This is a genomic window from Kiloniella majae, from assembly GCF_002118315.1.
In the GTDB taxonomy this organism is placed as follows: Bacteria; Pseudomonadota; Alphaproteobacteria; order Kiloniellales; family Kiloniellaceae; genus Kiloniella; species Kiloniella majae.
In genome coordinates this window covers 1,025,619-1,040,161 of record NZ_MTSZ01000001.1, presented here as the reverse complement: position 1 = coordinate 1,040,161, position 14,543 = coordinate 1,025,619, and the positions used below count along the sequence as shown (strand labels likewise).

Genomic DNA, 14,543 nt, shown 5'->3' with positions numbered 1-14,543 from the left:
TCCAAAGCTTTATTCCGCGGCCTCTGCCAGTCCTGGTCGGGATTTTAGGTCCTGATTATGAAGGCGATCTTTTTCAAGAGTGTGTTCCAACAGGGAGAGCATTGGCGGAATGATCAGTAGAGTCAAAACGGTTGATAGTGTAAGTTCACCAAGCAAAACAGCCCCCAGACCACGGCAGGGTTCTGGTCCTGAAACGGATAACAGTGCCGAACTTGATTTTAAGCATTTTTGCGAAACAACCGGGCGCGAGTTGATGCCATTCGAAGAACGCACTTATGACGTTTTTCTCTTGACGATTAAGAAACCGATCTAAACTGAAAATGGTATGATTAGGAAAGTAACCAACGAAAGGCACGTTTTAATTCGACTGTCCCGTTTTTGTCATACCATTTACCATGGGCGAGAATAATTTTTTCGGGCTTCCACGATATCATGCGCTCAATAGCTTTTCGGGCTTTGCTTCGTCCCCCTGAAAAAGCCATACGCATGTCTATAGGGGCTTTTCCATCTGGAGAAAGGTTGCCGGCCAACTTACATAAAAAAGCAAAATACCAAGGCAGCTTCTGTGCTTCAAAATTTTCAATAAGATCAGTGAGTATTAGCGTTTTCGTCTTTCTGTGAAAGAAATCGATCTCGTGCAGTATTTTGTTACCTTGCACATAGACCTGATCGATTTCCTGCTCCCAGGCCATAGGAGGCGTATTGTCTAACTCTTGGAATGTCGGAAAGGGAATATTGTATTTTCTGGCTCTGTCGGCAACATTTGGGGCCGCCCATACTTGAGCATTTGGATAGATTTCCTGCCACTTGCCGACAGAGAGATAGTGGATATTGTTAGGGGCAATGAGATATTTAACATCGCCCAGAAGATTAATCTCGTCCAATAACTCTTTATTGATAGCGATCGGGGAATGCACCCAAAGGGTCCCGCTCTCTAACCGGACCACGGTCATGCGGGTAGGGAAGGGAATGCCGTAGAAAGATACAGAAGGTCCGTCCGCAATCCATATGTCTTCCCCAATTGGTTTAAGTGTATTGATTGGAGTGTAAAGACTCGTGGTCATAATCTTAAGCTCGTTATTGATTAATACTTATTGGTAGAGGGTTGGATTTTGTGGAACAGTGTTGCGCACAAAAAAGAAGCCTTTGAGTACCAAAGACTTCTTTTTTGTAGGATGATCGTTTTGCAGAAGTATATTATTTCTGCAAAACGATCATCGCGCTATTCAGCTGCCTCTGCCAGTCCCGGGCGGGATTTCAGTTCCTGATTATGTAGGCGGTCTTTTTCAAGAGTGCGTTCCATCAAGGAAAGCATCGGCGGAATGATAAGCAGAGTTAAAACGGCTGATAACGAGAGCCCACCAACTACTACAGATCCCAAACCGCGATAAAGTTCAGAACCTGCGCCGGGCACCAGAACCAGTGGCAGCATGCCAACGACCGATGTCAGTGTTGACATAAAGATAGGACGAATACGGTTTCTGGTAGCCTCAAGAATAGCCTGTTGTGCAGGCATGTTCTCGACCCTCAAATGATGAAGGGTTTGATGGACGACCAGAATAGCATTGTTCACCACGATCCCGACCAGAATGACAAAACCGAGGAGTGTCAGCATATCCAACGGTTGGAACACAAAGGTGTTGAGGAATACCAAGCCTGCGACACCACCAGCCGTCGCCAAAGGAACTGCCAACAAGATAATCAGGGGATAGACGAAGCTCTCAAAAAGAACGGCCATCACGAGATAGACAATGACGATCGCCAGTAACAAATTGACCACCATGGCATCCCAGGTCTGTGCCAGATTATCGGCTGTTCCGCTGAGGCTCATCTTTACATCGTTTGGCAGTCCGGCTTCTTCCATCGGGCCAATGACTTCTGCCTGAAGTATATCCAGAGCTTCTTCGAGAGGTACGCCCGCTGAAGGACGGAGTTCCAGTGTAATTGTCCGCATGCGTTCACGGTGACGAATTTCGGTCGGACCAGCTGTAAGAATAATATCGGCAAGACTGGACGCTGGAACAATTGTGCCATCAGATGTGACGACAGGCAGACTTGAAATCCCCTGCGTTTGAGTAACGCCTTTGTTCGGACCTTTAAGGGTTAGATCAAGGCGCTTGTTTCCAACAGTTACCTCTTCCACTCTAAGGCCGTCATTAAAGACATCAATGGAGGTGCCAAGATCGTTAACGGACAGCCCGTTATCTGCCAGACGTGTTCTGTCGGGTAAAACACGGACTTCTGGGGCACCAAGTTCAAGTCCCGGTTTGGGGCGGAACTGGTTGCCTTCACTGGTAGGGAAAACGGCCAGCATCTTTCCGGTCGCCTGTCCGGCGATGGCAAGGATTTCGTTAAGATTTGACCCGGAAATGTCGAGGTCAATTTTACGTCCACCACCGATGCCACGCCCAAATAGGGAGGGCTGGTAGATGAAGCCGAAGGTACCGGGTTCTTTAAAGACAGGCTTTTGAAGAACGGGAATGAGTTCACCTACACGTTGTCCATCAACGGAAATAGCGCCGAGGAAGGTGTTTGATCTTGTCGCAACAAAGAAAAAACGTTCCATTTTTGGGGGCTGATCAGGTTCGGATTCTGGCCCTGTTTCGCTTGCCCACAAGTTACGAATAGAATTCTCTACCTCAACAGCAATTGATGTCATGGTATCGAGGTTATAGCCTGGTGGCGGGATGATAACACCAAAGACCAAATTTTGGTTTCCTTCAGGCAAGTACTCCAGCTTGGGCAGGAATTTCCATGTTCCTAAGGACGCGATGGCGGTAATAGCACCTACCAACGCTATAGCGACTATTTTCCGCTGTACAACAATGGTCTGGAAGCCCATGACAAACCGAACAAAACCAGAGCCAAACTGATCAATTCCAGGCAGAGGAATACGTTTTACGGTATCACTGCCATCGGTGTCGTGGTCACGTAAAAACCGCCGGGATAGCGCAGGGATAACCGTAATAGAAACAATGAGTGATAGAGTAACCGATACAGATATGGCAACTGCGATGTCCCGAAATAGCTGTCCGACTTCCAGTTCCATAATCATGATCGGAATAAAGACCATAACCGTTGTTAGTGCCGAAACCAGAATTGCGCCCCAAACCTGTTGTGCACCTTCATAAGCCGCGACAGCAGGTGATTTACCTTCTTCTTTCAGGCGGAAAATGTTTTCGAGAACGACAATGGCGGCATCAACCACCATGCCGACAGCAAAAGCTAATCCAGCAAGAGAAATCACATTGATGGATCTGCCAAGGGCTGCCATGGCAACAAAAGACCCGACGACAGAGACGGGGATCGCCATGGAAATAATAACGGTGGCACGCACAGACCTTAGGAAGGTCAAAAGAATAATTGCGGCGAGTATACCACCAAACCAAATATTTTGGCGGACAAGATCAATCGCAGAATTGATGTAAACTGTTTCGTCGTAAACCTGTTCCAGTTTCAGCCCGGCCTCGGGTATTGCCCGGGCATTAAGCTCTTCCACTGCCTCATATATGCCATCCATGGTTTCGATGACATTGGCCCCTGTTTCCCGAGTGGCATTGAAAGCGATCGCGGCGTTACCGAGCACCCGAATTTTGGCCCCGGGATCTTTGTAGTTAAAGTTTACACGTGCAATATCGCCCACGGTGACGCGGGCAACACCGCCAGTAAAGGCGTCCCGCGTACTCCGCAAGACAACTTTTTTAACAGCTTCGAGTGTGTTTAGATCACCTTCGGTTCTAACGATATAACGTCTTTTGCCTTCTTCCACATCACCAGCTGAAATCGAAGAACTGGCTGCTCTGAGTGTACTGACCACTGAACTCGCGGTTAGGCCGTACCGAGCAAGAAGTTCGGGTTGGATAACGATTTCTATTTCGCGCTCACTGCCGCCATAAATATTGACGCCACTAACGCCTTGAACACGTTCAACTCTGTCTTTGACAATGTCTTCTACGAAATCACCATAGGTATGGATCGGGGTTGTGTTGCCATCTTCACGCGTGAGAACAAACCAGGCAATGGGGCTATCTTCGGCGCCCGCAGTATCAAGCGTTGGCTCGTCAGCTTCATCCGGGTAACCACTGACGCGGTCCAGGCGGTTGGCAGTCAGAAGGAGGGCCTTGCCCATGTCTGTGCCGACGTTAAATTCCAAAGTAATTCGACCAGATCCATAGGATGAGTTACTGGTCATACTGTGCAGGTTTTCTAGGCCCTTAAGCTTTTCTTCCTGCTCGGTGATGATCTGGCGCTCAACCTCTGCCGGAGCTGCTCCGGCCCAGTTGGTTCTGATGGTGATAACTGGTCGGTTAACATCCGGGGTCAACTGGATTGGGATAAGCTGTAGAGCCACGGCCCCGAATAGAACGACCATGATCACGGCAGATATGATCGCGATAGGCCGCTCGATTGATATTTTGATCAGATTCATTACGAGGCTCCCTCGTTTTTATCTGTATCTTCTTTATCTATACCTTCTTCTGGGGCTTGATCTGCAGTATTTTCTTCTTGTGTGCCTTTTTCTGCAGGCGATGCCGCGTCATTAACCTGAAGCGGAACACCGGGGAACAGTCTTTCGTTCCCACGGATCACAACTTCATCGCTTGTTTGCAGGCCGTATATGACTTCGATACGTTCGCCAATCTGTTGTCCTAGTTGAACAGGACGAGGTAGTGCATTACCGTTAGCATTTAGGAAAACCATGGGTCCATTAGGGCTTTGAATGATCGCATCTTTGTGGACTGTTGCTACTTCTCTTTTGGGGCCAGCAGGAACCAGAAGAGTAATACTCTGATTGTTTGCCAGAGTATCTTGATTGGGAAGTTCTGCAGTTAATCTGACAGGACGCGTACGGGTCAGAGGATTTTCACGAGGCAGAATTGCCCTGATTGTTGCAACAAGTGGTGTGTTGTCCTCTAGGCTCAGGGTGAATTCCATTCCCGCTTTTATACCGGCAAGTCGACGTGCGGGTACATCAACTTCGATTTCGAGGCTTTCGCGTGAAAGCAAAGTAACCACGGCATCTCCGGTTGCTACATAGGCACCTGTTTCTGTTTCTTTTGCCATGATGATGCCATCATAAGGTGCTTTGATCTCTGTGTAGGCAAGGTTTATTTCTGCCCGGCGAAGACGGGCTTGGGCTGTATTGATATCAGCACGCGCCTGAGATACTTCGGCCTTGGCAATCGAGCTGTTTTGAACCGCATCTTCGTAGCGTGATTTGTTGAACGCTGCAGATTTTTTGAGTCTCTCCATACGCTGTAGCTCTTGTCCCGCGAGCTTTAGTCTTGCCTGAAAGGTACCCTGTTTGCTTTTGGCAGCGGCAACTTCACTGGCCGCCAGATCTCGCTCGGCTTTCAAGGTCGCTGCATTCAGACGCGCGATGACTTGTCCTTCGCTGACTTTGTCGCCGACTTCGACGAGAACTTCATCGACTGGACCAGCTATTCTGGCTGACACATTTCCCGTTTGTCTCGCAACCAAACGTCCAATAACAGGAACTGTCTGGCTCATGGACTCGATGCGTACTTTATCAACACCAACCAGCGAGGGTTGCTGTGCTGAAGCATATTGGGGAGCAATCATCAAGCTTGCGGCTATCAGAAGATAAGAAGTGACAAACAGCTGGCGCAAACCGGCCTCCTGACATGAAACCAGACATAGTTGCCTGATCGATATTTGAAACGATTTAATCCTGTGGTTGCTGAGAATATGTTCAACACCACTGGCGATGTTATAGGAAAGCACGCGGCATTGCACTAAATTGCGATGCCGTTCTCTTTTTGTACTGTAGTTGATGATCTCTTGATCTGTAAAGGGTTCGTCATCGCATTAAATCATTTATTTACATTTTCCAAATTTATAAAGAACTGATTATGCTCTGTTCTTTTAAACGAATGGCATTAATTTTTCCGTCGTTCTGGATCAAATAATGTTATAGCTATAGAAGTAGCAAGTTGATCCCCAATAATTTTCTATGATGCATGGTATTTTTATGAGGAGACATTTATGACGACGGCGCTTTTTAATCATCCTGTCAGCCTCTTGCATGATACGGGTATTCATCATCCTGAATCTCCTCGTAGAATTGAAGAAACGCTCAAGGCATTATCCGATGCTGATTTTGATGGACTGGATCGTCGTGAAGCGCCCGTTGTTGATAATGCCAAATTATTGTGGGCACACACAGAAGAGCATGTCGCCAGAGTTTTTGATGCCATTCCCGATACCGGATATGTTGCCATAGACGGCGATACTGTTATCTGTAAGGATTCCGACGAAGCAGCGTTGCGTGCTGCGGGGGGGATTTGTGCTGCTGTTGATGCTGTTATAACAGGCGAGGTCGATAACGCTTTTTGTCTGAGCCGTCCCCCGGGACATCATGCTGAACGTGATCGGGCCATGGGGTTTTGCCTTTTCTGTAATCCGGCTATTGGGGCGTATCAGGCACGGAATACGCATGGGTTAAAGAAAGTCGCAGTGATTGATTTTGATGTTCACCATGGCAATGGCACGCAGGATGTTTTCTGGAATGATCCCGACATGTTTTATGGCTCAACACACGAATCACCTCTTTTCCCGGGGACCGGGAGCGGGGGGGAGATAGGTGTTGCAGGGAACATTATGAATTGTCCCTTACCAAGTGGTGCCGGGTCTTTTGAATTTCGTAAGGCTATGGAGGACAAGATCTTTCCTGCGGTTCAGGATTTTGAGCCGGAACTTATTATTGTATCTGCTGGTTTTGATGCGCACCGCGAAGATCCCTTGGCATCCTTAAATCTGGAAGATGAAGATTTTGGTTGGGTAAGTAAACGCATCGTTGAACTGTCTCAGGATCTATGCCGGGGGCGTTTGGTCTCGGTTCTTGAGGGGGGGTATAACACAGATGCTCTTGCGAGATCTGTCGCGCTGCATGTAAAGGCATTGATGAACGCGGCTGAATAGCTACGCGTCATTTTTTCACAGGAAAATATGCTTCAAAAGTCATGACTTATCCTTGTTTGCCGGGGGATGAAGACGTAGAGTGCAGGGGAATATGTAATTTGAGGTTTCTCTATGGAAAATACACAATCTGGTGACAGTTTGGCTGGCGACAATCTGGCTGATATCAACACCATGAGTTTCGAGGTTGCTCTTGCTGAATTGAAAACAATTGTTGAGCGTCTTGAACAAGGCGAAGGCAAGCTTGATGAAGCAATTAATGCTTATGATCGTGGTGCCAAGCTGAAGGCCCATTGCGAAACAAAACTTCGCGAAGCTCAGGAAAAGATTGAAAAAATCGCCATGGGGCCCGATGGGCAACCGCGTACAGAACCCTTTGATGTTTCCTGACATTCATTCGTTCAAAGCCATAACGGATACGCGTCTACATGTCTGATATTTCTATCGCTTTGGCTGACTGCGCGCACGCAGTCGAAGAAAAACTTGATGAGCTTTTGCCGACAATTAGAACTCCAGAAGGTGAAGTCGTCGAAGCTATGCGCTATAGTGCGTTGGGCGGCGGGAAACGCTTACGTCCTTTTCTTGTTATGGAAACAGCAAAGCTTTTTGATGTTGATAAAGCCTGTGCGCTTCAGGTCGCTGCGGCACTGGAAATGGTGCATTGCTACAGTCTTGTGCATGATGATCTGCCAGCCATGGATGACAGTGATCTTAGACGTGGTCGAGTGACCGTTCATAAAAAGTGGGATGATGCGACGGCTATTCTTGCGGGAGACGGGCTTCTTACCGAAGCTTTTGCTGTTTTGGCAGATCAGGCGACGCATCCTGATATGGGGGTTCGATTAAAACTTGTATCTGGATTGGCGGTCGCTGCGGGTTCTAGAGGGATGGTCGGCGGACAAATGATTGATCTGTCTCCGTCTCGGGCGAGTTTGGATTTAGAAGGCATCACGCGCTTACAAGCACTGAAAACAGGAGCCTTGATTCGCTATGCCTGTGAGGCAGGTGCGATATTGGGACATGCCCGATCTGAAGAATATCGGGCGTTAAGCCTTTACGCCGAAGACATTGGTCTTGCCTTTCAAATTGTTGATGACTTGCTTGATCATGAAGCCACACCTGAAGAAACGGGTAAACCCACCGGAGTTGATAATGATGCAGGTAAAGCGACATTTGTGGGGCAGCTTGGACTGGAAAATGCCCGTGAAAAAGCAAACGAATTAATTGATTCTGCAAAATCTAGACTTGATATTTTCGCAGGAAAGGCGCAGTTACTTCGCGATACGGCCACATTTATTGTTGAACGTAGGTCTTGAAGTCAAAATTTTAAGACCTGATTTGTTCCTATAGAATTGTTAACCCAAAAAGAATTATACTTTTGGGCTGGCTGTCGCGGGACATGAAATTATCTCAAAACTTCGTATGAAGATTGTTGAGAAAAGATGTGATGGAGATAAGGGTGAGTCAGTTCGGGCACAATCGTCAGACCCCGTTGTTGGACACAATTCATAATCCGGCTGATCTACGCAAGCTGGATGAAAGTCAGCTTCCACAGCTGGCTGAAGAAGTACGTCTGGACATGTTGAACGCTGTCTCTCGTACAGGTGGACACCTGGGTGCTGGCTTGGGTGTTGTTGAACTTACTGTCGCAATCCATCACGTTTTTAATACTCCTGACGATAAGCTCATCTGGGATGTTGGACATCAGTGCTATCCGCACAAAATTCTGACAGAGCGTCGCGACCAACTGAGTACTATTAGGCAAGGTGGTGGGCTATCCGGTTTCACGACGCGTAAGGAATCTATCTACGATCCTTTTGGCGCTGCGCATAGTTCGACATCTATTTCTGCTGGGCTAGGCTATGCCGTGGCCCGCGATCTCGCAGGTAAAACGAATAATGTTATTTCGGTTATTGGCGATGGTTCGATGACTGCTGGCATGGCTTATGAAGCCATGAATAATGCCGGTGCGATGAACTCCAGGTTAGTGGTGATACTGAACGATAATGATATGTCAATTGCACCGCCGGTTGGTGCGTTGAGTGCATATCTGTCGCGTTTGATTTCTGCCAAGCCTTATCAATCCATGCGACACCTGGCGAAAGAAATTATTAGTAAGTTTCCGCCGCGTATTGAGACTGCTGCTAAACGCGCAGAAGAGTATGCACGCGGATTTTTTACAGGTGGAACGCTGTTTGAAGAACTTGGCTTTTTCTATATCGGTCCTGTTGACGGGCATGATTTTTCCCACCTTTTACCTGTTCTGAAAAACGTTCGTGATTGTGGTTTTGATGGCCCGGTCCTTATCCATGCAGTTACACAAAAAGGTAAGGGCTATGAGCCAGCCGAAAAGGCTGCGGATAAATATCATGGTGTTTCAAAATTTGACGTGGTGAGTGGGAAACAGGAAAAAACACCACCTAAAGCACCGTTGTATCAGAATGTTTTTGCCAAGGCATTGATTGCCGAAGCCAAACATGATGACAAGGTTGTTGCCATGACGGCCGCGATGCCATCAGGGACGGGCTTGAACCTGTTTCAGGAAGAATTCCCTGATCGTACCTTTGATGTTGGGATTGCAGAACAGCATGGGGTGACTTTCTGCGCCGGAATGGCTTGTGATGGTTATAAACCTTACGCAACGATCTATTCTACCTTTTTACAGCGTGCCTATGATCAGGTGGTCCATGATGTGGCCATCCAAAGCCTCCCCGTACGGTTCATTATTGACCGCGCCGGCATGGTTGGTGCTGATGGGGTTACGCATCAGGGAAGCTATGATCTGGCTTATCTCGGCTGTATTCCCGATATGGTTATTATGGCGCCTTCAGATGAGCTTGAACTGATGAATATGGTGGCAACCTCTGCCATCATTGATGACAAGCCAAGTGCGATTAGATTCCCCCGCGGCGAAGCAACGGGTAAAGTCACATTACCAGAGCGTGGTTCTGTTATCGAAATAGGTAAAGGTCGTATTCTTCGCGAAGGCAAGCATGTTGCTATATTGGCTTTGGGCACGCGTCTTGCTGATTGTCTGGAAGCGGCAGATAAGCTTGCGGCGCATGGGTTTAGTGCAACAGTTGCTGATGCACGTTTTGCCAAACCGCTTGATGCAGAGTTGGTGAAAAGTCTTGCATCCAATCATGAGGTCTTCCTGACAGTGGAAGAGGGCTCTATTGGTGGTTTCTCTTCGCTTGTTTCCAATTTACTGGCAAATGAAGGTCTGTTCGATAATGGACTGAAATTCCGTCCTGTCTGTATGCCGGATATCTTTATCGACCATGACAGTCCAGCTAAACAGTTGGAACAGGCTGGTTTGGATGCGGATGGTATCTTTGCCAAGGCAATGGGTGCGTTAGGTCAGGAAGTCACGAAATCATCTTCTTCGATTGCGTAAAATCGCATATGCAGGATTTATGGTTTTATACCGCGACTTTAGGTAACTTTATAAAAGCTCTATACAACTGACTTTCAAGTCGCTAGGGTATTCTTCTTCGTATTAGGTTTGCCTTACCCAAAGGGACGACGAACAACCGCATAATCGGCTGCGTGCGTTGGCAAATTTCAATTTTTGGGATCCGTCTAATGTCAACCGGACTGTTTGCAGGCAGAGCCTCTAAGGCTTCTGGCCAGCCATTGCCGCCTTCTATCGGGTGGACTGATGAAGTCAGAGCAAGCTTTCACCTTGCTTGGCCGCTTGTGGTTGCACAGGTGGCGCAAATGGCTCTCTTTACGACCGATGTTATTATGATGGGCTGGTTGGGCCCAAAGTTTCTGGCTGCTGGAACATTGGCGACCAGCTTAATGAGTCCTTTTCTCCTTTTTGGTATCGGTCTTATCACTGCAGTTGCGCCAATGATGGCGCAGGCGATTGGGGCACGTGATTTTAAATCTGTTCGCCGCACGACACGGCAGGGCTTTTGGGTTTCAGTGGTTGTCGCAGCTGTTCTTATTGCATTGATATGGAACGCCGAGGTGTTTTTCCTATTACTTGGTCAAACCGAGGAAAATGCAGCTCTGGCGCAAGGGTACATTCGCTTTGCCGTATGGAATTTCTTTCCATCATTTTTATTCCTTGTGTTGCGGTGTCTGTTGTCTGCTCACGGGAAAACAACAGTCGTTTTGAATATTACGATTATTGGTATTGTCGTAAATGCAATCTGTAACTACGCGCTGATGTTCGGCAATTGGGGCTTCCCAAGGTTAGAGTTGGCAGGTGCAGGGATAAGCACGACCTTGGTGAACTTGCTGATGTTCTTGCTGATACTCGGCTATATCATGACCCATAAGCGGTACAAACGATATGCTATTCTTGTACGCTTATGGAAATCTGACTGGGCGCGTTTTAAAGAGATATTTCGTATCGGACTACCAATTGGGTGTACCTTGACGGCAGAAACAGGTTTGTTTGCCGCTGCAACGATTTTGATGGGCTGGCTTGGTACAAATGAACTGGCGGCTCATGCGATTGCCCTGCAATGTGCGTCAGTTGCTTTTATGGTGCCCCTAGGGATCAGTCAGGCGGCGACAATCCGTGTTGGTCTGGCGCTGGGTAAGAATGATCCTGAAGGTATTAAAAAAGCAGGATGGGTGTCGATCGTCATGGGAACAGGTTTCATGATCACGACCTGTCTGGCTTTCTGGTTGATACCCACGTTTTTTATCGGATTTTATCTGGATCTTGATGTGCCTGAAAATCAGATATCTCTTGGGCTTGCTGTTTCGTATCTGGCTGTTGCGGCACTTTTCCAGCTGGTTGACGGATGTCAGGTTGTTGCCGCGGGGGCCTTGAGGGGATTGAGTGACACCAAAGTCCCAATGATACTGGCCATTATGGGTTACTGGGTGTTTGGTTTGCCAATCTCTTATTATGGCGGTTTTATTCTTGGTGGTGGTGGTACAGGCATTTGGTTAGGCCTTGCAGCAGGCCTTGCTTTTGTGGCAGTGGTCTTTGTAATACGTTTCGCATGGCGCGAACGCCTGGGATTAATGAACTACAAGAGCATGGAACGTGGCTAAAGTCGGGAAAAAAAGAGCTGATCAGTTACTGGTTGATCGGGGATTGGTCGAAAGCAAGACCAAGGCACAAGCACGGATCATGGCTGGACAGGTTTATACCGAAACCAAACGGATTGACAAGCCCGGTCAACCCTTGGCAGAGGATGCGCCGCTCACTGTAAAGGGAGAGGACCATCCTTGGGTAAGCCGTGGTGGTTTGAAGCTTGAAAAAGGGCTCAAGGAATTTGACATTGACCCCACAAGCAAGGTTTGTATGGACGTTGGCGCATCGACAGGTGGTTTTACCGACGTTCTGCTGACCAATGGTGCTAAGAAGGTCTATGCCGTTGATGTTGGGCATGGGCAGCTTGCCTGGAAAATACGTAAAGATGAGCGTGTTGCTGTGATGGAGCGTACAAATGCACGCCATTTGACAGCAGAGCAAATTCCCGAAACTCTTGATATGATTGTCTGCGATGCAAGCTTTATCGGGTTAGAGACTGTATTGCCGGCGGCAATGTCCTTAGCTGGATCTGGGGCACTTATGATTGCGTTAATCAAACCACAGTTCGAAGTTGGTAAAGGTCGTGTTGGCAAGGGTGGTGTTGTACGTGAACCGGAACTGCACCGTGAAGTCTGTGACCGTATTGAAACCTGGTTGAACGAGGAAACTGATTGGGCTGTTCTGGGGCTAACGGAAAGCCCGATTAAAGGTCCCGAAGGAAATATCGAATTTTTGATTGCGGCCCGTAAATTTATATAACAGTTTCCATATAAAAGAAGATGGTTAATCAAGCCTTTTCTCTGAGGCTGTTAAGATAAGCGCATTCCTCTGAAACACTAATCTTTTTAAGGTTAATATCTTTATCCCCTGTTAACGGTCTCGCGGTATCTTGTCAGTATAACAAAGATACAAGAATCGTCGGGTAAGTTGTGGGTTGGATAGAATTTGTCATCTGCAAAAGTATTGGGTGATAGAGTATTTAGATTCTCCCGGTACTATTGCCATTTGTTTAATGGCGTGCCCGACAAACATTGGATGATTGCTTTGGGGGCAGCTTTTAATGGCAAACAGGGGCTTGGGTATAAAAAAGACAACGATCGCTGACTTGTGTCGGTTCAATAATAGTGAAACCGGGAAGTGTAGGCGTTAGGTCAATATGGCTTTTAAATCTGTCCGTACGAAATTATTGGTGATTTGTACTCTGTGTGTTTTGGTTACAGGGTTGGTGCCGTTCCTGTTTTTTGAAGCGCGCTTTTTCAGGTTGGAGGAAGAGCGTATCGCGCAACGCGCCCGCGATGTGGCGACCAAAGTTTCAATTCCCTTAACCCGATCTCTTTGGGATTATGATGAAAGCACTGTGATACTTGTGCTGGAAACTCTGATGAGAGATCCGGATCTTGTTCGGGTTAGAATTATTTTGCCAGATGGAGCTGGGGAATTTTATCCGGCAGCAGATCCGAATGCATCAGATGTCGAACTTTCAGAAGTCGATTTTATTCGTATTCCGCTTATCTATTCTGTCTTTGATAACAAAGAAGTTTTGGGGCATCTGGAGGTTGGCTATACGACAGATCGTGCCTATACAGATGTATGGACCCGTGTTTTTGTTGATGCTTTTATCTTTTTATTGATTCTAAGTACTCTTGGTGGAGGAGCGGCGATTGCGATTAATCGTACCATAGGTCGTCCTTTGAAACTGCTGTCCACTTCTATTGACGAAATGGCCTATCAGAAAAAGCCCGTGTTGGTGAAATGGCGATCTGACGATGAGCTTGGGCAAACGGTTGAAGCCTACAACAATATGTTGATCACGATTGACCAACACGACAGAGCTTTAACCGAAGCCAAGGAGTCTGCGGAGATTGCAAACCGGGCAAAAACCTCTTTTCTTGCGAACATGAGTCATGAATTGAGAACGCCGCTCAATGCCATTATCGGGTTTTCAGAAATTTTGATGAAAGAGGATGACTATAAAGTCGATCAGAAACGCCGCGAAGAGTATCTGGGATACATCTTTGAAGCTGGTTCAAGCCTCATGACGATGGTGACGGATATTCAGCAAATATCGAGGCTGGAATCTGCAGAAGCAGGATTACAGGATGAAGAGCTGGATGTCAGTGATGAAGTATTGAATTGTGTGCGCGCACTTGATTTACGAGCGTCTGACGAAGGGGTTCTTGTTGAGTGTTCCATTCAAGACGATTTACCATATCTGCGAACCAATGCTCAGGGGTTCAAACAGATCATCATCAATCTTTTAAACAATGCGATCCACTTTACCCCGCGTGAAGGCAGAGTTGATGTCACCGCTCTTTATGATCCCTATTCCGGCCTAAGTATTCGTTTTTCCGATACGGGGACAGGTATTAAGGAAGAGGATTTGCCATTTGTCACTGATCCCTTCTGGAAATCGGATGAGGAGGCGGAAGAGAGGAGTGGTTTGGGCCTGAGTATTGTGAAGGCAATCATTGAAAGAAATCAAGGCTCACTCTCTATTGAGAGCGAGCCTGATAAAGGAACATCCGTAACGATTAATTTCCCGGTTGATCGTTTGATTGATCGCGCATCTTTGCTTCAACAAACAGCTTCGGTATCATCTTGA

The 14,543-nt window shown here is 47.3% G+C and carries 11 protein-coding genes; 7 read left to right on the top strand and 4 right to left on the bottom strand.

Annotated elements, in window-relative coordinates; all coding sequences use genetic code 11:
- Window positions 1-9: 9 nt before the first annotated feature.
- The 4 genes from BKB51_RS20625 to BKB51_RS04895 all read right to left on the bottom strand — a co-directional run bounded on the left by BKB51_RS20625 (window position 10) and on the right by BKB51_RS04895 (window position 5,631).
- Entirely contained in the window at window positions 10-273 is a 264-nt protein-coding gene (locus tag BKB51_RS20625) for a hypothetical protein (protein ID WP_125911790.1), read from the bottom strand.
- 56 nt (window positions 274-329) lie between these two features.
- Window positions 330-1,064, bottom strand: a complete 735-nt coding sequence (locus BKB51_RS04905; protein WP_085899944.1) for a DUF4336 domain-containing protein — start codon at window positions 1,062-1,064, stop codon at window positions 330-332.
- Window positions 1,065-1,222: 158 nt separating this feature from the next.
- Window positions 1,223-4,429, bottom strand: a complete 3,207-nt coding sequence (locus BKB51_RS04900) for an efflux RND transporter permease subunit (protein ID WP_085899943.1) — start codon at window positions 4,427-4,429, stop codon at window positions 1,223-1,225.
- Complete coding sequence (locus BKB51_RS04895) at window positions 4,429-5,631, bottom strand: efflux RND transporter periplasmic adaptor subunit (protein WP_085899942.1); 1,203 nt, start codon at window positions 5,629-5,631, stop codon at window positions 4,429-4,431. Before BKB51_RS04895 ends, BKB51_RS04900 begins: the two co-directional genes overlap by 1 nt.
- 375 nt (window positions 5,632-6,006) lie before the next feature.
- Between BKB51_RS04895 and BKB51_RS04890 the strand changes: the two genes are divergently transcribed.
- From BKB51_RS04890 to BKB51_RS04860, 7 genes are all read left to right on the top strand, one after another.
- Entirely contained in the window at window positions 6,007-6,942 is a 936-nt protein-coding gene (locus tag BKB51_RS04890) for a histone deacetylase family protein (RefSeq protein ID WP_085899941.1), read from the top strand.
- Between the two features lie 111 nt (window positions 6,943-7,053).
- Window positions 7,054-7,329, top strand: a complete 276-nt coding sequence (locus tag BKB51_RS04885) for an exodeoxyribonuclease VII small subunit (protein WP_085899940.1) — start codon at window positions 7,054-7,056, stop codon at window positions 7,327-7,329.
- 38 nt (window positions 7,330-7,367) lie between these two features.
- Window positions 7,368-8,255 carry a polyprenyl synthetase family protein gene (locus BKB51_RS04880; protein ID WP_085899939.1) on the top strand — a complete coding sequence of 296 codons (888 nt, stop codon included), beginning with the start codon at window positions 7,368-7,370 and terminating at the stop codon, window positions 8,253-8,255.
- Window positions 8,256-8,398: 143 nt separating this feature from the next.
- Window positions 8,399-10,336 (top strand): 1-deoxy-D-xylulose-5-phosphate synthase, encoded by a 1,938-nt coding sequence (gene dxs, locus BKB51_RS04875; RefSeq protein ID WP_198946633.1) that lies wholly within the window; start codon window positions 8,399-8,401, stop codon window positions 10,334-10,336.
- Between the two features lie 188 nt (window positions 10,337-10,524).
- Window positions 10,525-11,958, top strand: coding sequence for an MATE family efflux transporter (locus tag BKB51_RS04870; RefSeq protein WP_085899937.1), 1,434 nt, complete (start codon window positions 10,525-10,527; stop codon window positions 11,956-11,958).
- Window positions 11,951-12,700 (top strand): TlyA family RNA methyltransferase, encoded by a 750-nt coding sequence (locus BKB51_RS04865; RefSeq protein WP_085899936.1) that lies wholly within the window; start codon window positions 11,951-11,953, stop codon window positions 12,698-12,700. Before BKB51_RS04870 ends, BKB51_RS04865 begins: the two co-directional genes overlap by 8 nt.
- Window positions 12,701-13,097: 397 nt before the next feature.
- Window positions 13,098-14,543: an ATP-binding protein gene (locus BKB51_RS04860; protein ID WP_085899935.1), complete on the top strand. Its 1,446-nt coding sequence runs from the start codon at window positions 13,098-13,100 to the stop codon at window positions 14,541-14,543.